Origin of the sequence: Pseudomonas brassicacearum (assembly GCF_003732175.1) — a bacterium.
Classification (GTDB): domain Bacteria; phylum Pseudomonadota; class Gammaproteobacteria; order Pseudomonadales; family Pseudomonadaceae; genus Aquipseudomonas; species Aquipseudomonas brassicacearum_G.
Genome location: NZ_MOBI01000016.1, coordinates 241,832 through 264,551, shown reverse-complemented (window position 1 = coordinate 264,551; position 22,720 = coordinate 241,832). Strand labels below are relative to the sequence as shown.

Annotated in this window: 23 protein-coding genes and 1 tRNA gene; 19 read left to right on the top strand and 5 right to left on the bottom strand. The window is 58.1% G+C overall.

Annotated features, from left to right (window positions below):
• Positions 1-80: 80 nt before the first annotated feature.
• The 13 genes from BK658_RS15685 to BK658_RS15625 all read left to right on the top strand — a co-directional run bounded on the left by BK658_RS15685 (position 81) and on the right by BK658_RS15625 (position 9,784).
• Positions 81-905, top strand: coding sequence for a substrate-binding periplasmic protein (locus tag BK658_RS15685; protein ID WP_123583060.1), 825 nt, complete (start codon positions 81-83; stop codon positions 903-905).
• A 9-nt stretch (positions 906-914) separates the two neighbouring features.
• A complete protein-coding gene (locus tag BK658_RS15680; protein WP_123583059.1) occupies positions 915-1,271 on the top strand; it encodes a DUF4398 domain-containing protein in 357 nt (118 codons plus the stop codon).
• Positions 1,268-2,080: an OmpA family protein gene (locus BK658_RS15675; RefSeq protein WP_123583058.1), complete on the top strand. Its 813-nt coding sequence runs from the start codon at positions 1,268-1,270 to the stop codon at positions 2,078-2,080. The genes BK658_RS15680 and BK658_RS15675 overlap by 4 nt, the downstream gene beginning before the upstream one ends.
• A 200-nt stretch (positions 2,081-2,280) precedes the next feature.
• Positions 2,281-3,720, top strand: coding sequence for an aminotransferase-like domain-containing protein (locus BK658_RS15670; RefSeq protein WP_123583057.1), 1,440 nt, complete (start codon positions 2,281-2,283; stop codon positions 3,718-3,720).
• Between the two features lie 91 nt (positions 3,721-3,811).
• Complete coding sequence (locus BK658_RS15665) at positions 3,812-4,315, top strand: translation initiation factor 2 (protein ID WP_123583056.1); 504 nt, start codon at positions 3,812-3,814, stop codon at positions 4,313-4,315.
• 166 nt (positions 4,316-4,481) lie between these two features.
• Positions 4,482-4,736: a YkgJ family cysteine cluster protein gene (locus BK658_RS15660; RefSeq protein WP_123583055.1), complete on the top strand. Its 255-nt coding sequence runs from the start codon at positions 4,482-4,484 to the stop codon at positions 4,734-4,736.
• A 41-nt stretch (positions 4,737-4,777) separates the two neighbouring features.
• Positions 4,778-5,383, top strand: coding sequence for an START domain-containing protein (locus BK658_RS15655; protein WP_123583054.1), 606 nt, complete (start codon positions 4,778-4,780; stop codon positions 5,381-5,383).
• 138 nt (positions 5,384-5,521) lie between these two features.
• Complete coding sequence (locus BK658_RS15650; protein ID WP_123583053.1) at positions 5,522-5,758, top strand: hypothetical protein; 237 nt, start codon at positions 5,522-5,524, stop codon at positions 5,756-5,758.
• Between the two features lie 211 nt (positions 5,759-5,969).
• Entirely contained in the window at positions 5,970-6,311 is a 342-nt protein-coding gene (locus tag BK658_RS15645; protein ID WP_019689386.1) for a ribonuclease E inhibitor RraB, read from the top strand.
• Between the two features lie 4 nt (positions 6,312-6,315).
• On the top strand, positions 6,316-6,615 hold the full coding sequence (locus BK658_RS15640; RefSeq protein ID WP_123583052.1) for a hypothetical protein: 300 nt from the start codon (positions 6,316-6,318) through the stop codon (positions 6,613-6,615).
• Positions 6,612-8,021, top strand: coding sequence for a circularly permuted type 2 ATP-grasp protein (locus BK658_RS15635; protein ID WP_123583051.1), 1,410 nt, complete (start codon positions 6,612-6,614; stop codon positions 8,019-8,021). Before BK658_RS15640 ends, BK658_RS15635 begins: the two co-directional genes overlap by 4 nt.
• A 12-nt stretch (positions 8,022-8,033) precedes the next feature.
• Positions 8,034-8,984: an alpha-E domain-containing protein gene (locus BK658_RS15630; RefSeq protein WP_123583050.1), complete on the top strand. Its 951-nt coding sequence runs from the start codon at positions 8,034-8,036 to the stop codon at positions 8,982-8,984.
• Entirely contained in the window at positions 8,981-9,784 is an 804-nt protein-coding gene (locus BK658_RS15625; RefSeq protein WP_123583049.1) for a transglutaminase family protein, read from the top strand. The genes BK658_RS15630 and BK658_RS15625 overlap by 4 nt, the downstream gene beginning before the upstream one ends.
• A 122-nt stretch (positions 9,785-9,906) precedes the next feature.
• Here BK658_RS15625 and BK658_RS15620 read toward each other — a convergent pair whose 3' ends face one another.
• A complete protein-coding gene (locus tag BK658_RS15620; protein ID WP_185019836.1) occupies positions 9,907-10,713 on the bottom strand; it encodes a c-type cytochrome in 807 nt (268 codons plus the stop codon).
• Between the two features lie 606 nt (positions 10,714-11,319).
• Between BK658_RS15620 and BK658_RS15615 the strand changes: the two genes are divergently transcribed.
• The 3 genes from BK658_RS15615 (at position 11,320) to BK658_RS15605 (ending at position 15,531) form a co-directional block, all read left to right on the top strand.
• The gene (locus BK658_RS15615; RefSeq protein WP_123583047.1) at positions 11,320-12,525 is read left to right on the top strand and encodes an acetyl-CoA C-acetyltransferase; all 1,206 of its coding nucleotides are present in this window, start codon (positions 11,320-11,322) and stop codon (positions 12,523-12,525) included.
• 25 nt (positions 12,526-12,550) lie between these two features.
• Positions 12,551-14,695 carry a 3-hydroxyacyl-CoA dehydrogenase NAD-binding domain-containing protein gene (locus tag BK658_RS15610; protein ID WP_123583046.1) on the top strand — a complete coding sequence of 715 codons (2,145 nt, stop codon included), beginning with the start codon at positions 12,551-12,553 and terminating at the stop codon, positions 14,693-14,695.
• Positions 14,696-14,802: 107 nt separating this feature from the next.
• Positions 14,803-15,531, top strand: a complete 729-nt coding sequence (locus BK658_RS15605) for an amidotransferase (RefSeq protein ID WP_123583045.1) — start codon at positions 14,803-14,805, stop codon at positions 15,529-15,531.
• 108 nt (positions 15,532-15,639) lie between these two features.
• On the opposite strand, the gene BK658_RS15600 is transcribed toward BK658_RS15605, so the two are convergent.
• From BK658_RS15600 to BK658_RS15590, 3 genes are all read right to left on the bottom strand, one after another.
• The gene (locus BK658_RS15600) at positions 15,640-16,611 is read right to left on the bottom strand and encodes a magnesium and cobalt transport protein CorA (protein WP_123583044.1); all 972 of its coding nucleotides are present in this window, start codon (positions 16,609-16,611) and stop codon (positions 15,640-15,642) included.
• Positions 16,612-16,743: 132 nt separating this feature from the next.
• Positions 16,744-17,466: a 1-acylglycerol-3-phosphate O-acyltransferase gene (locus BK658_RS15595; RefSeq protein ID WP_123583043.1), complete on the bottom strand. Its 723-nt coding sequence runs from the start codon at positions 17,464-17,466 to the stop codon at positions 16,744-16,746.
• A gap of 213 nt (positions 17,467-17,679) precedes the next feature.
• Positions 17,680-18,369, bottom strand: a complete 690-nt coding sequence (locus BK658_RS15590; protein ID WP_123583042.1) for a crotonase/enoyl-CoA hydratase family protein — start codon at positions 18,367-18,369, stop codon at positions 17,680-17,682.
• 308 nt (positions 18,370-18,677) lie between these two features.
• Between BK658_RS15590 and BK658_RS15585 the strand changes: the two genes are divergently transcribed.
• Positions 18,678-18,767 (top strand) — tRNA-Ser (locus BK658_RS15585).
• 356 nt (positions 18,768-19,123) lie between these two features.
• A complete protein-coding gene (locus BK658_RS15580; RefSeq protein ID WP_123583041.1) occupies positions 19,124-19,762 on the top strand; it encodes a LysE family translocator in 639 nt (212 codons plus the stop codon).
• 130 nt (positions 19,763-19,892) lie between these two features.
• On the opposite strand, the gene BK658_RS15575 is transcribed toward BK658_RS15580, so the two are convergent.
• The gene (locus tag BK658_RS15575) at positions 19,893-21,341 is read right to left on the bottom strand and encodes an aminotransferase-like domain-containing protein (RefSeq protein ID WP_123583040.1); all 1,449 of its coding nucleotides are present in this window, start codon (positions 21,339-21,341) and stop codon (positions 19,893-19,895) included.
• Between the two features lie 304 nt (positions 21,342-21,645).
• Here BK658_RS15575 and BK658_RS15570 point away from each other — a divergent pair, with 304 nt between their 5' ends.
• Complete coding sequence (locus BK658_RS15570) at positions 21,646-22,650, top strand: SGNH/GDSL hydrolase family protein (protein WP_123583039.1); 1,005 nt, start codon at positions 21,646-21,648, stop codon at positions 22,648-22,650.
• Positions 22,651-22,720: the final 70 nt, after the last annotated feature.

Sequence of the window (22,720 nt, the reverse complement as noted above, 5' to 3'; positions counted from 1 at the left end):
CCAGCGGCTTGACTTATAAAGAGCCCGGCCTTTTGGCCGGGCTTTTTATTGTCTGCGATTTGAGTGTGGGGAAATACGCCATGGATTTGCGTCGCTTGATCGGCTTGTGCGCGCTGCTGAGCCTGTCGGCTTTGCCCTTGCTGTCAGTCGCCGCGGGCAAATGCGAGCGGCTGGTGGTGACCGGCAGCCCGGATGCACCACCGTATCTGTGGCAAGACCCGCAAGACCCGACACACTTGATCGGTACCAGCGCCGACTTGTTGCAGCAGATGGCGGGGGAGTTGGGGATCAAGGTCGAGTTGCTGTACGCCGGCAATCGATCTCAAGCGCTGGATGAAGTGCGTAGCGGGCGTATCGACATGCTGGCCGATGCGCCTCTGATGGACAATCAACTCGAATCACTGGATTACATCCAGCCGCCGTTGCTGGAAAACGACTATCTGGTCTGGACCCGCAAGGGCTCGGCATTGGTCTACAACGAGGCGCAGGATTTGCGTGGGCATGTTGGCGCAGTCTCGGCAAAGGCTCGTTTGACACAATCTTTCGAGGCCTACGCACAAGAGCAATTGACCTTGATGAGTCTGCCGAACCTGACACAGGCTTTTCAGAAGTTGCTGCTGGGTGACGCGGACTATGTGCTTGCCGGGCGTTATACCGGAATGGCCATGGCGCAGACATTGGGCATGGCCAACGATGTGCAGGCGTATCCGCAACCGATCGACCGACCGGGGCTGTTCCTCGCCATTTCCCGCAACTCTGCCTGCAACGATCCATGGTTACGCGGACAGCTGTCGAAAAAGATGACAGAATTGCCCGCGTCCGGCCTGACGCAGGCCGTGCTGCAGCGCAATCTGGAGCGCTGGAAAGCACACTTGCAGCAACCCGTCAGCACCCCAAAACAGTAGGGATTTTTAGTGACTCTTCGACCTCTTTTCGCTGCCATGGCCGTTATGGCCCTGGTGGGTTGTGCTGCCGATCCGGCGCCGAATGAACAATTGCGTTTGACCGAGCGGGCCCTGGAACAGGCCGCCGCTGTCGGGGCAACGACTGAAGACGTGCCAGAGCTGAAACTCGCTGAAGGCAAGTTCGCTCAGGCTCAGGCCGACATGACCACTCAAGCGTTCAAGGATGCGCGTATGCAGGCCGAACAGGCAGAACTGGACGCGCGTCTGGCCGAGGCCAAGGTTCTGACAGTGAAAAGTCAGGAAAAACTGAACGTGCTCAACACCCGCATCACTCGCCTGCGCAAGCAACTGGGAGATGCCCAATGAGCCTGAAAAACACCATTCTGGGCGGTTTGCTGCTAGTCGGTTGCGCGGGGCTTGCCGGCTGCGCAGGTCAACACAGTGCGGCGGCTTTGCAACAAGCCAGCGCTGACTTTCAGAAGGTCAAGGAAGATTCGAATGTGCTGCGCATCGCGCCCAAGGACGTGATTCGGGCAGGTGAGTCCCTTGCCCGGGCTGATCGCCTGTCGACCTACTGGGGCAGCGGCCCGGATGTTAAGCATTACGCTTACCTGAGTCAGCGTTACAGCGAAATTGCCCGGCAGCACACCGAGCAAGCGCTGAATGACGAACGTGGGGCGAAGCTTGAACTGGAGCGTCAGCGCCTGCAGTTGGCGTTGCGCGAGAACAAACTGCTCAGCGTGCAACAACAAGGTAAATGGCTGGAAGAGCAAATCATCAACCTGGCCACGACCCAGACCGATCGCGGTCTGGTCATGACCCTGGGGGATGTACTGTTCGACACCGGTGAAGCCGAGCTGAAAAATTCGGCAAACCGCACCGTATTGAAAATTGTCCAGTTCCTGCAGCTCAACCCCAAGCGTGTAGTGCGTATCGAAGGCTATACCGACAGCACTGGTGGCAAGCAGGACAACCTCAAACTGTCGCGCGATCGCGCCCAGTCGGTGGCGGACATGCTGATCGATCTGGGGATCGAAGATAAGCGCATTCAGGTCGAAGGCTACGGCGATGAATACCCGGTAGAGGCCAACGCTTCCGAGCGGGGGCGTGCGCAGAACCGCCGGGTCGAAATTGTGTTCTCCGACGAAAAAGGCCAGCTCGGCGCTGCCCGCTAAGGTCAGCGTTACTGGAAAACCCGGCCCCTCAGCGGTGCCGGGTTTTTTTATACCTGCGAAATAGCCCGTAAAACAGTACAGTTTTTGCTGTCACTGCACTGTACGGTCGACTATTGTGGCAACTGTCCCAGTACACTTCTAAACTGTTCCGGTAATGTTTCACACAAGAATAAAATGCCCGTGAAATCGAGTGCTGCGTCATGACCAATCTATTGCTCTATCAACGTATCGCTCAGCAATTGGCTGAGGATATCCGGCGTGGTGTCTATCAGCCCGGCGAACGCGTGCCTTCAGTGCGCAAGATGAGTTCGCAGCTCAATGTCAGCCACGCGACGGTGCTTCAGGCATATGCCAACCTCGAAGATCAGGGGCTGATTCGCGCACGCCCGCAGTCGGGTTACTACGTCCACCAGACCCCGGCACTGACCGCGCCGACGCCGGATATCGCGCGTGTCGAACGTCCCGGCCTGGTCACGCGCAGCAGTATCATTCAGCAAGTGTTGGTCGAGTCGCGTCGCGAAGGGGTGTTCCCGCTAGGCGCGGCGGTGCCCAGTGTCGACTATCTGCCGGTACGGGCACTGCACCAGCAATTGGCCAAGGTCACGCGGTTCCACAGCCCGCGGGCGTTCAGTTACATGTTCAGCCCGGGTTTTGAGCCGTTGCGTCGCCAGGTGGCGATCCGCATGCGTGATGCCGGTGTAGTGGTCGACCCATCGGAAGTGGTCATCACCCATGGTTGCGTCGATGCGCTGCAAATGTCGTTGCGTGTCCTGACGCGTCCCGGCGATCTGATCGCGGCTGAGTCGCCGACCTACTACGGCTTGTTGCAGCTCGCCGACTTGTTGGGTTTGAAAGTCATCGAAATCCCCAGTGACCCGGCGACGGGCATGAGTCTGGAAGCCTTGCAGCTGGCTGCCAACCAGTGGTCGATCAAGGCGTTGGTACTGACCACGCGCCTGAGCAACCCGCTGGGCGGCACCATGCCGGAAGAGCGGCAAAAACAGCTGCTGCGTCTGGCTTCGGACTTCGATATTCAGATTGTCGAAGACGATATTTACGGCGAGTTGATGTTCGAGCAGGGCCGCACCAAAGCGCTGAAAGCCTATGACCGACTGGATCGGGTCATCTATTGCTCAAGTTTCTCCAAGACCCTGTCACCCGGTGTACGCATCGGCTGGATGATTGCCGGCAAGTACCAGCAGGAAATCCAGCGGCTGCAGACCTTCAGCACCCATTCGGCGTGCAGCGTGACGCAGATGGGGATTGCGGCCTATCTGGAGAACGGTGGCTACGATCGTCATTTGCGCTACATTCGCCAGGAGTACCGCAAGAACCTCAGCGCCTTCCAGTTGGCGGTGCAGCAGTACTTCCCTGAAGGAACGCAGATAACCCGGCCCACAGGCGGCTTCATTCTATGGGTCAGCCTGCCGGGTCGGGTCAATACGCAGGAATTGCATGTACGTGCGTTGCAGCAGGGCATCAGCATCGCGCCGGGGCTGATTTTCAGTAACACCGAGCAATTCAATCACTGCATTCGCTTGAACTGCGGCACGCCGTGGAATCGTGAAGCCGAGCGCGCGTTGATGACACTCGGGATGCTGGCCACTCAGCTTTGTCAGGAGACGGCAGGCGGTTTTTGACGCGCACCGGGGGCTGGATTGCTATGCGAGCTTGTCAGGGGCCTTGCAACAAGCGAGCATATGGCCCTCTGCCGTTAGCGCTGTAGTGTTCATGAAAGCGATTTTCCCTGCTGGTTTGATGTTGGCGTGCCTCTTGAGTGTCTTCATGCCAGGCAGCGCGATGGCTGCGACTGCTCTGGATAAAGGGGGCGTCAGCACGTCTGAAGCAAAAGTGAAGCCCGTTGCACCGGCGAAGAACCCTACTCCGGTCAAAAAGCCCAAAGTGACAAAGAAGCCGACGCCAGCGAAAAAACGCCCACCGATTGCTTCAAAATCAAAATCCGCGAGTGAAGTGGTCAGAACCACCTACTTGCCTCCGGCCACGCTGGATTTGAGCCTGCCGTCGGACATGGTCAAGCAGTTGCAACCTGTTGGCACCGTTCCGCTAGTCAAACATGCTCCGTTACTGCCACCCATGTTTGGTGAAAAAACCAGGGATGACAGCCCGTTCCAGCTCAACGGTCGCCTGCTCAGCAACGAAATGCAGTTGCAAATGCGCAAAGAAGAGCACCGGGAAGTCGAAGGTGCGGCGCTGGAATTTCAGTTCAAACAGTAAAACTCGCATTGATCTGTGACCCGCGTACCTGACGCTTTGTCGGAGACTGGTCAGTCACGCGTGTTTGAGCGAAAAACCTCTATCCGGCCAATTTAAAACGGCTGTTTTAGCGGGTACTCTAGTCCACGTTATTCAACACATTACCCGTCGCGAGGAGCGTGTCGTCATGAACTGCCGTGAAGGCTGTGGCGCCTGTTGCATTGCCCCTTCCATCAGCACACCTATCCCCGGCATGCCAAACGGCAAAGCGGCGGGAGAACGTTGTGTGCAACTGTCTGTCGATAATCTGTGCAGTATTTTCGGCAAGCCCGAACGGCCGGCGGTATGTGGCGCATTTCAGGCGGATGTCGAGGTGTGCGGCGACAGCCGGGAAGAAGCCATCAAGTTGATCGGTTGGTGGGAGCAAATGACCGCGGCGTAGTGTGTTCAACGAACGGAACTTCAACAATAAGGAATAAGACTATGGGTTCGCTGCATCGTATCGCTGTGTTGTGTGGTTTGACGGTTCTGCTGGCCACGACGGCCCAGGCTGAAGACTGGAAAACTGCCAAGGATGAGGACGGTATCAAGGTTTCCCTGAGTGAAGTCGCCGGGTCTCAGTACAAGGCCTACCGCGGTGTGACCGTGATGAAGACCTCCGTGGCCAAGTTGCGCGCTCTTCAGGAAGATGTGCCTGGCGCGTGTGCCTGGATTCACGAGTGCAAGGTGCAGAAGTTGCTCAAGCACGAAGGCGATCAAAGCTGGACCTACACGCAGTTCAGCACCCCATGGCCGGTGACTGCGCGTGACTCGGTGTTGCACGTGACCACTGTCGAAGGCGCCGATGGCAGCCTGACGCGCAAGCTTGAAGGTGTGCCGACCTACATTCCTGAAGAAAAAGGCTTTGTTCGTGTCGCCCAGGTTCTAGGCTTCTGGAAGTTTGTTCCAAAAGGCACGGACCAGGTCGAAGTGACCTATCAGGTTCACACAGACCCGGGTGGCAGCGTGCCGTCGTGGTTGGCTAACAAGTTTGTTGTCGACGCACCCTTCAATACCTTGAAAGCCCTAAAAGAGCGCGCCGAGAAGTAATCCCGCGCTTTTTTGCAAAGAGGCTGCCAACCGGCGGCCTTTTTCATATTAAACCGATGGATTCAGGAGGAACGATTTTCCGGTATTCGGGGTCGAGATGTTGTAAGCCCATCTGTGGGTTTTACCAAGGAGGCACCGATGCAAAAGTGGGAAGTCACCTTTGTTGATGATCATGGTGTGCAGACCGTGGAGCAGTTCGAATGCGAACAAGAACCCACGATGGAGCGGGCCGCGCAATTGATTCGGGCAAAACTCCTGCCTGTTTCGGCCGAGCTCGATCTCAATGATCTGGAGGGGCGGACCGATGACCCGACGGTCAAAAGCCTGAAAGATCAGAACAGCATTGAAATCCTCAGTATCACTCCAATTGCATAACCACTTGATGCGACTCGCAAACAGGCCTTGGCAGCAGCTCTGACTTGGGGCTACTCTGCAATCGAGATCAGCGAATGAATCGCTAAGGTCTGGTCTTGTCAGCTACATGCTTGTTTCCCGGCGGCAATCTGATTGCCGTATCGCCCTCACCATTCGGTTGCGGGCGCAGGGAGTACGGAAAGTCTATCCATCAGTTTGAGGAGGACGATTCATGAGCACAGCCTATCAAGAAGACATCAGCAGCAGTGTGCTGCGCCGCATGAAAGAGGGCGGTTTTGATTTCTCACGGTTCCATCCCATCGAGTTCTACGCAATTTTCCCGGATGAGGAGCGGGCACGCAGGGCGGCAGGGCATTTTCGCGGTGAATCCTTGAATGCGCAGGTCAGCGTGCGGGATGACGGTGCCTGGCATCTGGAGTTGAGCAAGGTGATGTACGCCACTTACGGCGGCATCGGCGACTTCGAACAGGACTTTGAGGCGGTGGTCGAGCCTTTAGGTGGGATTATCGAAGGATGGGGCGTCAAGCAGGAGGTACGAGGGCTACTCGCATAACACTATGAACAGCGACAACACGCAGCAACGGCTGACCTCAGGGTTGGCCGTTTTGGTTTTCGGATATCAGAAAATCAAAGGATCGCAGCTGCACACAGGCCGTGAAATCAACTCTGGCTATGCGCGAATGACCATGAGCATCGCTTCGCAAAGAAGCGGGGACGATCAGGTTGGGGCATTTGCCGCACAGGATTGGTGCGGCGCGTCTTCGGTGATTATCCAACCGATTGATAGTAAAGCGTTTATGCCGCTGGCACGGGCCTTGCGAAGTCCAGGTGTCCGGGTGACAAGGAGTACGGCATGATTCGCACCTATTTTGATGAAATGTACGACGCTGGCGGCCTGGTCCGCCCGCACTATCGGGAGTTCGCCCGTTGGTTAGCTGAAACGCCTGACGAGCTTTTGGCACAACGGCGACGCGAGGCCGATCTGTTATTTCATCGTGCCGGAATAACCTTCACGCTCTATGGTGATGAGCAGGGGACAGAGCGTCTGATACCCTTCGACACCATTCCCCGCAGCATCCCCGCCAGTGAATGGAGGATCGTCGAGCGCGGCTGTATTCAGCGGGTCAAGGCATTGAACATGTTCCTCGCCGACCTGTATCACGAGCAGCGCATCATCAAGGCCGGCATCATTCCGGCCGAGCAGGTGCTGGCCAACGAGCAATACCAGCTGGCCATGCAAGGGCTGGATCTGCATCGCGATATCTATTCGCATATCTCTGGCGTCGATCTGGTGCGTGATGGCGACGGCACGTATTACGTACTCGAAGACAATTTGCGCACGCCCAGCGGCGTCAGCTACATGCTTGAAGACCGCAAGATGATGATGCGGCTCTTCCCCGAGTTGTTCGCCGCCCAGCGCATCGCGCCCATCGATCATTACCCGAACCTGTTGCTCGACACGCTGAAAAGCTCCAGCCCGCTGGACAATCCAAGTGTCGTGGTACTGACTCCCGGCCGCTTCAACAGTGCGTTTTTCGAGCACGCGTTTCTGGCGCGGGAGATGGGTGTGGAACTGGTGGAAGGCGCGGACCTGTTCGTGCGTGACGACAAGGTGTTCATGCGCACCACCGACGGCCCGCAAGCCGTCGACGTGATCTACCGTCGCCTCGACGACGCCTTCCTCGATCCGTTGGCGTTCAACCCGGATTCGATGCTTGGCGTTCCAGGACTGCTGTCGTCCTATCGCTCCGGCAATGTGGTACTGGCGAATGCCATCGGCACCGGTGTCGCGGACGACAAGTCGGTTTATCCGTTCGTGACCGACATGATCCGTTTCTACCTGGACGAAGAACCGATCCTGAAGAACGTGCCGACCTGGCAGTGTCGCACCCCGTCAGAACTTTCTCACGTGCTGGCGAACCTGCCTGAGCTGGTGGTCAAGGAAACCCAGGGTTCCGGTGGTTACGGAATGCTGGTCGGGCCCGCTGCCACCGCTGCCGAAATCGAAGCGTTCCGCGCACGCATCAAGGCCAAGCCCCACGCGTATATCGCCCAACCGACGTTGTCCCTGTCGACCTGCCCGACGTTTGTCGAAAACGGCATCGCGCCGCGGCACATCGACTTGCGTCCGTTTGTCCTGTCTGGCCGCGAAACCCGGGTCGTACCCGGTGGCCTTACCCGTGTAGCCCTGCGCGAAGGATCCCTGGTGGTCAACTCGTCCCAGGGTGGCGGAACCAAGGACACCTGGGTGGTCGAGGATTGAAGGAAGCCTGCCATGTTAAGTAGAACTGCCTCGGATTTGTACTGGATGTCGCGTTACCTGGAGCGGGCGGAAAACCTCGCACGGATGCTCGACATCAGTTATTCGCTGTCATTGATGCCACAGGATGGGCGCGGTGATGGTCTGCACGAATTAGCGATGCCCTTGCTGATCACCGGCACGCTGGACGATTACCTTGAGCGCCACGGTCAATTGCACGCCGAGCGTTTGCTGCACTTCTTCGCCCTGGATGCGGCGAACCCGGCCAGTATCTACAGTTGTCTCGGCGCCGCGCGGGCCAGTGCTCACGCAGTACGTGGGCGAATCACCGCCGACATGTGGGAGAACATCAACGCGACCTGGCTGGAGATTCGCGGTATCGCCGAACAGGGCCTCAGTCGTTATGGCATGAGCCGTTTCTGCGAGTGGATCAAAGAACGTTCGCACCTGTTCAGGGGCGCGTCCTACGGCACCATCATGCGCAACGATGCCTTCCGCTTCATTCGCCTGGGGACCTTCATCGAAAGGGCCGACAACACGCTGCGCCTGCTCGATGCACGTTACGAAATGGCCGGCGATCAGGCCGAAGCGGTCAGCGACGGTACGGCCCACGCGTATTACCAGTGGAGCGCGTTGCTGCGGGCCTTGTCGTCGTTCGAGGCGTACACCGAGATCTACCGCGACGCGCCTGGCGCGAGGCACGTCGCCGAGCTGTTGCTGCTACGCGCCGACGTACCGCGTTCGCTGCGTGCCTGCACTGAAGAAATCGACCAGATCCTCGCCAGCCTGTCGGGGGTCAACGGCCGTCCCGCCCAGCGTTTGGCGGCAGAAATGGACGCACGGCTGCGTTACACCGGCATCAACGAAATCCTCGACGAAGGCCTGCACGCCTGGCTGACCGAGTTCATCCCGCTGGTGCGCCAGTTGGGCAACGCCATACACAGTTCCTACCTGGAGGCTGCATGAGACTTTCAATTAGCCACGAGACCACCTATCACTACGAAGATCAGGTGCGGGCGAGCATCCAGTATTTGCGACTGACGCCTCACGACAGCGAGCGTCAGCACGTGCTGAGCTGGCAGCTCGACCTGCCACGACCGGTGCGGGCGCAACTCGATCCGTTTGGCAACATCCTGCATGTGCTGACGATGGACGAGCCCCATGCGGCGATCGTCATCGGCGCGAGGGGGCAGGTGGACATCGATGAGTTGCGCGAGGCCGAGCATGAGAGCCAATCGGCGCTGCCGTTCTTGCGTTTCACTCGACTGACCGAGGCGGATGAAGCGCTACGTGCATTCGCCGAGAAGGAGTGTCGCCAACGCCGTGATCGCACAGCGTTGATCGACCTGATGCATGGCCTCAACCAGCACATGACCTACACGCCGGGTTCCACCGAAGTCGACACCAGTGCAGCTCAAGCGTTCGCCGGGCGCGCCGGGGTCTGCCAGGATCACGCCCATGCGTTTCTCGCCTGCACGCGTAGCCTGGGGATTCCAGCGCGGTATGTGTCGGGTTATCTGTACAGCGAAAACAGCGAGCACCTGGCCAGTCACGCCTGGGCTGAAGCCTGGCTCGACGACGCGTGGTACAGCTTCGATGTCACCAATGAACTGGCCAAGCCCGAGCGTCACCTGAAACTGGCGGTAGGCCTCGACTATCTCGATGCCTGCCCGGTACGCGGCATGCGTCGTGGCGGTGGCGGGGAGCAGATGCACGCCAAGGTGTTCGTCGCGCCAACCCCGGTGATCTCCGTTCAGCAGCAGTAAGACAGGGGATACCGCATCGCGAGCAAGCTCGCTCCCACAGGATTTCAGGTACACAGGAGATCCAGTGTGGGAGCGGGCTTGCTCGCGAAGAGGCCAGCTCAGGCGCCGCACCGCTCAAATCATCAGGGCTGCTGCTTACGCCCCGCCATATGCTTCAAATACCCCACCAGCAACGTCAGCTCCTCATCCGACAATACTTGTGTCGAGAACCCCGGCATTTTTGCCTGTGGCCATTGGCGCAAGCTTTGCGGGTCGCGGATATAGCGCTTGAGGTATTCAGCGCCAAAGTACTCGGTAGGGCTGAAGGGGATGTTCAGGTCCGGACCAAACTGTGCATCGCCCGCACCGTTCAGGCGGTGGCACGCCAGGCAGTTTTTCTGGAACAACGCATAGCCCAGATTCACCGGGTCATTGGCGGCGAGCGCCGGGTCTGGAAGCAGGGCAGGGAAGCGTACGCCGACCGCCGCCAGGCGTTTGATACTGGCGATCTGGAATGGCCATTGCTCGGGGCTGATATGGCCGGCCTGAGGGTTGGTCCACACCAGATAAAACGGTCCGGCGCCGGGTTTTCCTTCCGCCAGCGCTGGCCAAGGGTTGGCCGGGTCTTCAATGGCCAGCCACGCCTGTGCGCCTGCCGTATTGAGCAACGGCGCAGCAGTCAGTTCGGCAGCGAAACCGTCCAGGGCCACGGCTTGCAAGTGGTCGTCAGCTTTGATACCAGTCAACAACGCCGCCAGCGGCACCGCGCGATAACTCATGTTCCTTTTGTAGGAAACATCGTCGGTGATCTGAATCGTCTGAACCTGAGGATGCTTGAGCAACTCCTCGGTTTTCCAGGTTCGGCTGCTGGTGCCCAGGTCAAGCACCAGCTGTGCGGCATACGAGGGCGTGCTGAGCAGCAAGGCCCCGAGCAAAAGTAGAGCTTTCAAGTGATCGCCATCCTGTCGAAGGTATGCCGTAGAGGTTGGCACACGCACGCAGACCCGGAAAGCGAGCGAGTCAGTTTTTTAGTGAGGCGTCGTCAACAACCACACTTGATTATCCGATCACTTTGGTAAGGTTCGGCAAAATCAGTAACAGCGTAGTGGCGAATAAAATGAGCCCGGCTTGACGCACTTTCGAATGTTTGAACATGGCTGTTTGCCTTTTTTTGTTATTTCCTGAGCGTCGAATGCTTGCCTGCATTTCTCCATGACGGCAAAGCGCTGTAGTGCTTTTCTCACGGGCGCCTCGGCAAAACCCGACGACAACCCCGTACGGTTTACCTTAGGGGCCCCGCAGACTGTGCTTTAGATCCATTTCGTATGAAGTAAGAGCAAACTGCTTCAAAAAAGGCATGAGGCATACTGCCAGCTGCTTTGCCGGCCTTTTGCTAGACAGTTCGGTGACCTGAATCGGTTAATCCGATAGCTCACTACCGTTCGTCTGAGCGTGACCGTCAAGGCCGTTGAGCGCTTCGGTCATTGAATCCGCCGCTGCTGAGCCTAAGGTGAGAACTCGCCAATTATTCACCTGCCCAGCGGTACGAGGACGTCATGACCCAAGCTTTGATTTTCGATGCGTTACGCACGCCCCGTGGCCGTGGTAAGGCTGATGGCGCCTTGCACAGCGTCAAACCGGTGAACCTGCTGGCAGGCTTGCTCGGCGCTCTGCAACAGCGGACGCAACTCGATACTCGTGAAGTCGATGACATCGTGATCGGCTGTGTCACGCCGATTGGCGATCAGGGCGCCGATATCGCCAAAACCGCAGCGCTGGTGGCCGACTGGGACGTTAGCGTCGCAGGTGTGCAAATAAACCGCTTCTGCGCGTCCGGGCTGGAAGCAGTGAATCTTGGGGCGATGAAAGTGCGTTCCGGCTTTGAGGACCTGGTGGTGGTCGGCGGCGTCGAGTCCATGTCCAGGATGCCGATGGGCAGCGACGGCGGGGCCTGGGCGTTGGATCCACAGACCAACCTGCACTGCCATTTCACCCCGCAAGGCGTGGGCGCCGACCTGATTGCCACGATTGAGGGCTTCAGCCGTCAAGACGTCGATACGTACGCGCTGCACTCTCAACAGAAAGCTGCGCGGGCACGGGCGAACGGCTCGTTCAAAAAGTCCCTGGTGCCGGTGCAGGATCAGAACGGCATCGTCCTGCTGGATCATGATGAGTTCATTCGCGCCGAGTCGACGCTGGAAGGTTTGGGCAAGCTCAAGCCGAGCTTCGAGATGATCGGGCAAATGGGCTTCGACGCTACTGCGTTGCGGGTCTACAGCCACGTGGAGCGAATCAATCACGTTCACACGCCGGGCAATAGCTCGGGGATCGTCGACGGTGCGGCGCTGATGTTGATCGGCTCCGAAGCAAAAGGTCGGGCGTTGGGCTTGCAGCCGCGGGCACGGATCGTCGCCACGGCGGTCACCAGCACCGATCCGACCATCATGCTCACCGGCCCGACGCCGGCCACTCGCAAGGCCTTGGCCAGGGCCGGGCTGCGGGTCGAGGACATCGATCTGTTCGAGGTCAACGAAGCGTTCGCCTCAGTGGTGCTCAAGTTCATCAAGGATATGGCCATCGATCCGGCCAAGGTCAACATCAACGGCGGCTCTATCGCCATGGGCCACCCGCTGGGCGCCACCGGTTGCGCAATTCTCGGCACCTTGCTCGATGAACTCGAAGTGCGGCAGTTGCGCTACGGCCTGGCGACCCTCTGTGTCGGCGGCGGCATGGGCATCGCCACCATCATCGAACGCCTCTGAGCCTCCGAATTCAAGGAAAATTGCCATGACCGATGCCATTCGTTACGAAAAAGGACAGGACCAGGTTGTCGTCCTGACCATCGACCTGCCGGGCCAGAGCGCCAACACCATGAACGCGGTGTACCGCGAGGCCATGGCTGATTGCGTTGCGCGTCTGGTGGCTGACAAGGAATCGATTGCCGGAGTGATCATCACCTCCGCGAAAAAAACCTTCTTTGCTGGCGGCGATCTCAACGAGCTGATCAACGTCGGCAAGCCTCAAGCCAAAGCTTTCTACGACATGGTGTTGCTGCTCAAGGCTCAGCTTCGGACGCTGGAAACACTCGGCAAACCGGTGGTCGCGGCAATCAACGGCGCGGCGCTGGGGGGTGGTTGGGAAATCTGTCTGGCCTGCCATCACCGCGTTGCGCTGGATAATTCGTCGGTGCAGATCGGTTTGCCGGAAGTCACGCTGGGGCTGCTGCCGGGCGGCGGCGGGGTGGTGCGCATGGTGCGCATGCTGGGTCTGGAGAAGGCGCTGCCGTATCTGCTCGAAGGCAAGAAAGTCCGGCCGCAACAAGCCCTGCAAGCCGGTTTGGTTGATGAGCTGGCGGCGGATCGTGATGAACTGCTGGCCAAGGCACGCGCGTGGATTGTTGCCAACCCAGCGGTCAAACAGCCTTGGGATGTGAGCGGTTACCAGATTCCCGGCGGCACACCGTCGAACCCGAAAGTCGCGCAGATGCTGGCCATCGCACCGTCGATTCTGCGCAGCAAAACTCAGGGTTGCCTGCCGGCGCCGGAGAAGATCCTCTGCGCCGCGGTTGAGGGCGCTCAGGTCGATTTCGACACGGCTCAGTTGATCGAAACCCGCTACTTCACCGAGCTGACTACCGGTCAGGTGGCGAAGAACATGATCGGCACCTTCTGGTTCCAGCTCAACGAGATCAACGCTGGCGGCTCGCGTCCTGCGGGTTTTGCACCGCATGTGACGAAAAAACTCGGCGTGCTCGGCGCGGGCATGATGGGTGCCGGGATTGCCTACGTCAGTGCCGTGGCCGGTATTGACGTAGTGCTCAAGGACATCAACCTGGCGGCAGCCGAGAAGGGCAAGGCTCACTCGGTAGCACTGCTGGACAAAAAAGTCGCCCGTGGTCAGCTAAGCGCAGCGCAGCGTGACGCCTCCCTGGCGCGGATCAAGACCAGCGAGCAGGACGTCGATCTGGCGGGCTGTGACCTGATCATCGAAGCCGTGTTCGAAGACCGCGAACTGAAAGCCAGGGTCTCGTCGGCCGCACAAAAAGTCGTCGGTGCCGATGCGGTCATCGCTTCCAACACCTCGACCTTGCCAATCAGTGGTCTGGCGACTGCCGTTCCCGATCAGTCGAAATTCATCGGCCTGCACTTTTTCAGCCCGGTCGACAAAATGCCGCTGGTGGAAATCATCAAAGGCGCCAATACCAGCGATGAAACCCTGGCCCGTGGTTTCGATTTCGTCCTGCAAATCAAGAAAACCCCGATTGTGGTCAACGACAGCCGTGGCTTCTTCACCTCGAGAGTCTTCGGCACTTTTACCAATGAAGGTATCGCCATGCTCGGCGAAGGCATCTCGGCGCCGATGATCGAAACCGAGGCGCGCAAGGCCGGAATGCCGATCGGTCCGCTGGCGATCTCCGACGAAGTTTCCCTGAGCCTGATGAGCCATATCCGTCAGCAAACCGCAAAGGACTTGCAAGCCGAAGGTAAACCGCTGCCAGCGCACCCGGCATTTGCCGTGATCGATCTGCTGCTCAACGAATACCTGCGCCCCGGCAAAGCCGCGGGTGGCGGTTTCTACGAATACCCGGCCGGTGGACAGAAACATTTGTGGCCAGAGCTGAAAACGCGTTTCGAGAAAGCTGACGGGCAGATATCGCCACAGGATGTACGCGATCGCTTGCTGTTTGTGCAAGCCATCGAAACCGTGCGCTGCGTGGAGGAGGGCGTGCTGCTGTCGACGGCCGATGCCAACATCGGTTCGATCTTCGGCATTGGTTTCGCCGCCTGGACGGGCGGGGCGTTGCAGTTCATCAACCAATACGGTGTGAAGGATTTTGTCGCCCGTGCCCAATACCTGGCCGAACAGTACGGCGAGCGCTTCACACCGCCGGCTTTGTTGCTGGAAAAAGCCGCGAAGGGCGCGTTGTTCTGAGGGAGTCGCTCTGACGGATTGGCGGTGCGCACCGGGCTTGCCTGACCCCGCGTTTCAAGGCAGGCTCTGGGTGTGCACTATCGCCTCTATCGTGTCAGGTATTTTTTATGTCGTTACGCATCTGCATTCTGGAAACCGACATCCTGCGTCCAGAACTGGTCGATCAATATCAGGGGTACGGGCAGATGTTCCAGCGTCTGTTTTCGCAGCAACCCATCGCTGCCGAATTCACCGTCTACAACGTCATGCAGGGCGAATACCCAAGTGATGAGCTGAGTTTCGATGCCTATCTGGTGACCGGCAGCAAGGCTGATTCATTCGGCACCGACCCGTGGATTCAAACTCTCAAGACTTACCTGTTGGAGCGCTATAAGCGCGGCGACAAGCTGCTGGGCGTGTGCTTTGGCCATCAATTGCTGGCGCTGCTGCTGGGTGGCAAAAGCGAGCGCGCGACCCAGGGTTGGGGTGTCGGCACCCACAAGTACAAACTGGCCGCCAAAGCGCCGTGGATGAGCCCGGTGCGGGAAGAACTGACACTGCTGATCAGTCACCAGGATCAGGTCACTGCGCTACCGGAAAACGCTACGGTGATCGCGTCCAGCGACTTTTGCCCGTACGCCGCGTATCACATCAACGACCAGGTGCTGTGCTTCCAGGGCCACCCGGAGTTCATTCACGATTACTCGCGGGCGTTGCTGGAAATCCGCCAGCAACACCTTGGCGAACAGGTCTATCAAAAAGGCATTGAAAGCCTGACAAATGAGCACCACGGCACCACCGTTGCCGAATGGATGATGCGGTTTGTAGCCCACAAACCCGAGACCAAATCGGTTTAAATCCTGAAAGCATCGCGGGCAAGCCACGCTCCCAAAGGGTTCAGGTGTACCTGTGGAAGCGTGGCTTGCCCGCGATCGAGCGCGAAGCGCTCGCCATGCATCCTGCTGTTATAACCACCCCGACCGCTTGAAGCTCACCCACAACGCGAAACATCCCACGGTCATAAACCCCATCACCACAAAATAGCCGTAGTGCCAGCTCAGCTCCGGCATGTTCTGAAAGTTCATCCCGTAGATCCCGGCCACCGCCGTCGGGAACGCCAGAATCGCCGCCCAGGCCGCAAACTTGCGCTGCACCACGCTTTGTCGGGCCGCTTCCAGCAATACACCGATCTCGATGGTCTGGCTGGCAATGTCGCGTAACGTCGTCAGGTCCTCCATTTGTCGCGTGACATGGATCTGCACATCGCGAAAATACGGGCGCATGTTCTTGTCGATGAACGGGAAGTTCAGCTTCTGCAGCTCTTCGCTGATCTCCACCATCGGCGCCGCATAACGGCGCAGGCGCAACACGTCGCGCCGCAAACCATGAAGGTTCTGAATGTCCTTTTCGTTGAGCGTGCTGCACAGCACGTTGCGCTCCAGCTCATCGATCTCGCTATGGATCGCTTCGCCCACTGGCTGATAGTTTGCGATGACGAAATCGAGCAGGGCGTAGAGCACGAAATCTTCGCCGTGCTCGAGCAACAGCGGACGCGCCTCACAGCGTTGGCGCACATGGGCGTAGGACGCCGAGTGACCGTTGCGGCAGGTGATGATGTAACCCTTGCCGGCAAAGATGTGGGTTTCGATGAACTCCAGTTTGCCCTCATGGCGCACCGGTGAGTACGTGATGATAAACAGCGCATCGCCAAAGGTTTCCAGCTTCGATCGGCTGTGTTTATCCAGAGCGTCTTCAATCGCCAGTTCGTGCAAGCCGAACTGACGTTGCAGGTTGGCCAGCTCCTGGGCGTTCGGCTCTTCAAGGCCGATCCATACAAAGTGGCCTGGTTTTGCAGCCCAGGCGGCACCCTCGTCAAGGGTGATATCGGTGACTCTCTTACCGGCACTGTAGACCGCAGCCGCAACGACTCTACCCATAATTCTTATTCACTTCTTCTTGGCAAATGGTAATGACAGGCAGTGTCCAGCTTATCCTGCTCTTAAGCTTGAGAGTCAGCAAAATCAGTGAAGTTCGTCGGCAAAAAGAAGCCCGCACAGGGCGGGCTTCATTCAGGCAGCTTGCAGCTGTCGATCCATCGACTCGATGCACTCGCGCATCTGTTCGCGGCACTGGGCGATCAGCATCGGCATGTCGTCCAGGCTCAGACCGGCGGTAGGAATCGCCGGCAACGAGCGGATCAGGATCTTGCCACTGCGCCAGCGGTTCAGGCGCATATGGTTGATGTAGCTGCTGACGCACACCGGCACGATTGGCACCCCGGCGGCGATCGCCATCTGGAACGCGCCTTTCTTGAATGGCAGCAATTCTTCGCCCAGGTTGCGCGTGCCTTCCGGGAACACCCAGATCGAGGTGTCCTTGTGTTGCAAGGTGTTGGTGGTGGTGAGCATCGACTGCCGAGCCTTGTGCGCATTGCCACGGTCGATCAGCACATTGCCGGCCAGCCAGAACAACTGCCCGAACAGCGGCACCCATTTCAGGCTCTTTTTACCAATGCACACGGTGCGGTGCGGCACCACATTACCCAGCACAAACAAATCGTAGTTGGACTGATGGTTGGCGATCACCACGCAGCTTTGCGTCTTGTTCTTCAGCCCGTCGACGTCGGCCTTCACCCGCAAACGCAAAATACACATCGCCGGCCAGGCATAAAGACGCGCGCACAAACGGCTGTTATCCGGATTGAACGGCCGGCACAGGCCAAGCACTACACCGAGCACACCCGCTACAGCAAAATGCAGGGCCATCAATAACATGCGAAACAGATACAGCATCTACAAGCCCGCCGGGACAAAAGGTGGCGCAGTGTACGGATGTGCACTGTATTCGGCAATTGCTGCTATAGAGGTAGGGGATAGGCGATGTTTAAGCGCATGTTTCAGACTGATAGCGTCAGATGCGGAGTAGAGCAGCTGAAGGACTTTAAACAGATCAGCCAAGAAAAAGCCCGACTCTGCGGTCGGGCTTTTCGTTGTAGCGCTTTCGGGTTAAACCAAGTGTTCCTGATCCTGGATGATCGCGTTGTCCAGTGTCTCCAGCAGGGCCTTGCGTACTTTGAGCTTGGTGTTCTTGTGCGCGGTCATGTTGATCTTCTTCAACTGACGCGCCATAGCCTGTGCGGCACCTTGCAGTTCTTCGGCAGAAACGACCTTGTCGAGGAAGCCAGCATCCACAGCGCCCTGCGGATCGAACATCTCGGCGTTGATTACCGAACGGTGGAACGCCGACTTGCGCAGACGATCACGGGCCAGCTCGATGCCGGCGTGGTGCATGGTCATGCCAATCTGCACTTCGTTCAGGCCAATACTGAACGGGCCGTCGACACCAATCCGGTAATCAGCCGACAACAGAATGAAAGCGCCCTTGGCCACCGCATGCCCTGGGCACGCGACGATCACCGGGAAAGGGTGCGACAACAGACGACGGGCGAGGGTCGAACCGGCGGTCACCAGGCTCACTGCTTCTTTAGGACCTGCCGTCATCACCTTCAAGTCATAACCGCCCGACAGAATGCCCGGCTGACCGGTGATGATCACCACCGCACGATCCGTCACCGCCTGATCCAGCGCAGCATTAAACGCGGCAATCACGTCCGGCGAGATGGCATTGACCTTGCCATTACTCAAGGTCAGGGTCGCGATACCGTCTTCGAGGTGGTAGGAAATCAACTCACTCATGACGCTATTCCTTGTATTGAAGTGCGGCAGACGTTACCCACCGTCGTAGGCCAGGTAAAGCGCCATGACTGACCGGCCAGTCAGCCAATTCGCGCCCGCCCAGCGTAGCCGGCCATACGTACCGCGCATTGCCCACTATATAGACGCATTCACCCGGCCGAAGATTGGCAGGTTTGCCCTGCCTAGAAACCCGTCCGAACGCGCAAATCGCTTAACCGCATGAAAATTCTGAAAAAAATATTTGCCATCGGAAAAGCTTTCGACTACATTAGCGCGCCTCGACAGACAGAACATGTTTGAAGAGATACGGTGAAGTGTCCGAGTGGCTTAAGGAGCACGCCTGGAAAGTGTGTATACAAGAAATTGTATCGAGAGTTCGAATCTCTCCTTCACCGCCAAATTTTAACTTAAAGGCCCCATTTTATGGGGCCTTTTTGCATTCTGCGGTTTCTGTTCCCCCACCCTCTCGTTCAGTCTATTGAGCGTACTGACAAGCCAGCTTTCGAGATCATCCAAACCCAATCTGGATACGAACGGGTACAAAGGACCAGGCTCTCCAAAAACGTCGACTCCATGTAGCAGATGTTCGATCTCTTCGATGATCGCCACCCCCCTACATCATCGCCAACAAAAACTCGGAGCCCAACGACCCGCGCTAACCGCTCGTGACTTCTGGGTTGCGCATCGGTAGCCTAGTCATCACCATCCGAGCTATCGCCATCGAGTTGATCTCCAGAGGACAAAGGACTGCCCCATGATTCCCACTCAAGACCTAGTCGTGTTCGTTGCCGCCGCGCTGCTCATGGTACTCACCCCCGGGCCGAACATGATCTACCTGATTTCCCGCTCGATCTGTCAGGGCCGCAGGGCCGGCGTCACCTCTTTGCTGGGGGTGGTGGCGGGTTTCTTCGTGCATCTATTTGCCGCCGCCGCAGGTTTGACGGCAGTGTTCCTCGCCGTACCGATGGCATATGAAGTGCTGAAATGGGCCGGTGCGCTGTACCTGGGGTGGCTGGCCTGGCAAGCGCTCAAACCTGGGGCCCGCTCGCCGTTCGAGGCCCAGCAACTGCCGCCGGACTCGTCGAAGAAACTGATCCTGATGGGGTTTCTCACCAGCGCCCTGAACCCGAAAATCGCAGTGTTCTACCTGTCGGTGTTTCCGCAGTTCATCAACCCCGAGCACGGTTCAGTGTTCACCCAGAGTATCGTCCTCGGCCTGACCCAGATCAGCGTAAGCTTTTCGGTCAACCTGCTGATCGCGCTGTTCGCCTCCGGGATTGCCGCGTGGTTCGTCCACAACCCATTGTGGCTGGCAGTGCAGCGCTACTTTATGGGGTTTGTGCTGGCGGGGCTCGCGGTACGTTTAATGCTCGAGCAGCATCGTACCGCGTGATTTTTTGATTGTCCCCACGATCCAGGTGCACAGCATGTCTGCGATTTAAAAAAGCCCTGTCTCTCACTGAGAGACAGGGCTTTTTTTCGGGGCTGTGTCCCGTCTTCGACGCCGTGCGGTCTGTTTAACGCTAAGCGTTGGGTGCCGGAGGCCCGAAACCTGAATCCAGCTGTATCAGTTGGCTGATGGTCTGGCCGACCTTGCTCACGGCCATTTCGATTTTTCGATTAGGTGCGTTGGCGAAGTTGAGCCGAATGCAGTTGCGGTATTTGCCGGCTGCCGAAAAGATGTTGCCGTTGGCGACTTGCACGTCTTGGGCTTCGAGCAGGCGGTTGAGGGAATAGGCGTCGAAATCTTCCGGCAGTTCGACCCACAAGGTAAAGCCGCCCTGCGGCTGGCTGATACGGGTGCCCGCCGGGAAGTAACGACTGACCCATTCGGTCATCAGGTCGCCGTTGCGTTTGTATTGCTTGCGCATGCGTCGCAGGTGCAGCAGGTAATTACCCTTGGCGATGAATTCAGCGACGGCTAGTTGTGGCTGGGTCGCGGTGGCGCCGGAGCCGATGTATTTCATGTACAGCACTTGTTGCAGGTAGCGCCCCGGTGCAATCCAGCCGACGCGCAGGCCGGGCGCCAGGGTCTTGGAAAATGAACTGCACAGCAGCACGCGGTTGTCTTCATCAAAGGACTTCAGCGAGCGCGGCCGTGGATAACGATGGGACAGGTCGCCATAGATGTCGTCTTCAATGATCGGTACATCGAAGCGTTGGGCCAGGCGGATCAGAGTGCGCTTGCGGTCGTCGGGCATGATGTAGCCCAGCGGATTATTGCAGTTGGGGGTCACCTGGATGGCTTTGATCGGCCACTGTTCGAGGGCCATTTCCAGGGCTTCCAGGTTGATGCCGGTCACTGGATCGGTGGGAATCTCCAGGGCCTTCAAACCGGTGGCGTTGAGGATTTGCATCATCCCGTGGTAGCTCGGCGAGGCGATGGCAACGATGTCGCCCGGCACGCAAATCGCCCGGATGGCGGTTGACAGGGCTTCCTGGCAACCGCTGGTGACGATGATCTCGGCCGGGGTCAGGCGGCAGCCGGAATCGATGGCCAGCCGGGCGATTTGTTCGCGCAGGACCGGCACCCCTTGGATGTGGTTGTATTGCAGGCTTTGGCTGTCGCTGCGTCGGTTGATGCGCGCCATGGCGGTGAGCAGCGGCTTGAGGGTAGGGGCGGTGACATCCGGCATGCCGCAACCCAGCTGCACGACGCTGGCGCTTTGTTCGAAGCGCATCAGCTCCTGCACCATGTCCCACAGGGAAATGTCCACCGGCCGCAAGGTCGGGCGGCCCATCTGCGGCAGTTCCGGCATGCGTCGGCCGGCCGGCACGAAGTAACCGGACTTGGGACGCGGTATCGCCAGCCCCGAACATTCAAGTACGCGATAGGCCTGTTGTACGGTGGTCAGGCTGACGCCGTGTTCCTGGCTTAGCGTACGCACAGAGGGCAGGCGCTCGCCTGGCCCATAAAGGCCCTGCTCGATGCGGCTGCTGATGAATTCGGCGAGGTTCAGATAGAGAGTCATGGCTCTGACTGTAGCGCGTCATCTGTAGCTTAAGAAGCTACAGATTGGACTTATTTTGAAATATTTTTCGCCAAAAAAAGCCAACTGTATTAAAAAAAATAGCCGGCGCTGTATCTGCAATACACCCAGGCACCTTGGGATGATAGTTCTCCTGGGGTATACGAGGTCCAGTAAAGACGCTCGTCGCAAAATTCTAAGACGGCACCCCATGTTTTTGGAAAAATCCTACAAATTCAGGCGTCTGGCAGCGGCTTAGAACGCTTCCGGCACATGACCAGCGATTACCGATGAGGATGAAGGCGGCATGACGGCAAGGATGACACTCACTCCGCAGATGGCTGAATACGAGCAAAAATTCACTGACGGCGGCGAAGTCCGCTGGTTACCGTATTTGATGTATTTCCATCCGGCCAACCACCGCTCGCCGGTGGTCAACACCGACAGTGTGGGCTTCCGCTACTCCGAATCTCTGGGCGTCGAATATTCGGCGGCTGATTGCGACAAAAACAGCAGTGTTCGCCTGTTGGCTGGCAGTTCTACGGTATTCGGTATCGGTGCCAGTTCCGACAGCTGGACCTTGTCTTCGCGCCTGTCGGCGAACGATCCGCGCGGTCAGCGCTGGCTGAACTTCGGCGGTCGCAGTTTCAACTCAACCCAAGAACTGATGCTCTTCACGCTCAACCGCCACCTGCTGCCAAAGGTGGATGAGATCGTGCTGTTTTCCGGGTTCAACAACCTCGGCTTGGCGCGCCAGCCAAAGGAGTACCGTGGCGAGCACGGGGCTTTTTTCAACTGCCATCAGTTCTTCAATGCATTCGCGCCCGAGCAGCCAACGCACAGCTCGTGGAGCCTGACCAACCTGTTCGGCAAGACCCAGGAGCCAGAGCCACCGGCTCCGCCGTCGATGGGAGAGCAGATCGATTACGCGGCCAACCTGACGCTGCAACAATTGGATATCTGGCGCGCCCTGGCCAAGGATATGGGCGCGAAGCTGACCTTCATTTTGCAACCGCTGGCCGGCTGGATTCGGGCAAAAGGTTGCAGTGAAGAGGAGCAACTGTTTGCCGAACTGGATCAGGCCGGAAATTTCACTGAGGTGTATGGCGATATTTTGCAGACCCGTGTGCGTGAAGCCTATGCCGCGCAGTTGCGCGAAGGGGCGCACAAAATGGGTGTGGGCTTTGTCGATATCACGCCGTTGATGGCTGAGGCGCTGGGCCCGGATGACTGGCAGTTCGTCGACCGGATTCACTTCACTGACAAAGGCAATGACCTCGTTTCAAAGCTCATTCTTGATGCCACTCACTAAAGGGAAACTGTGATGAAATCTATCAAAAAGCTTATCCAACGCCTCTTCGGTAAAAAGAAGAAAAAGCCGG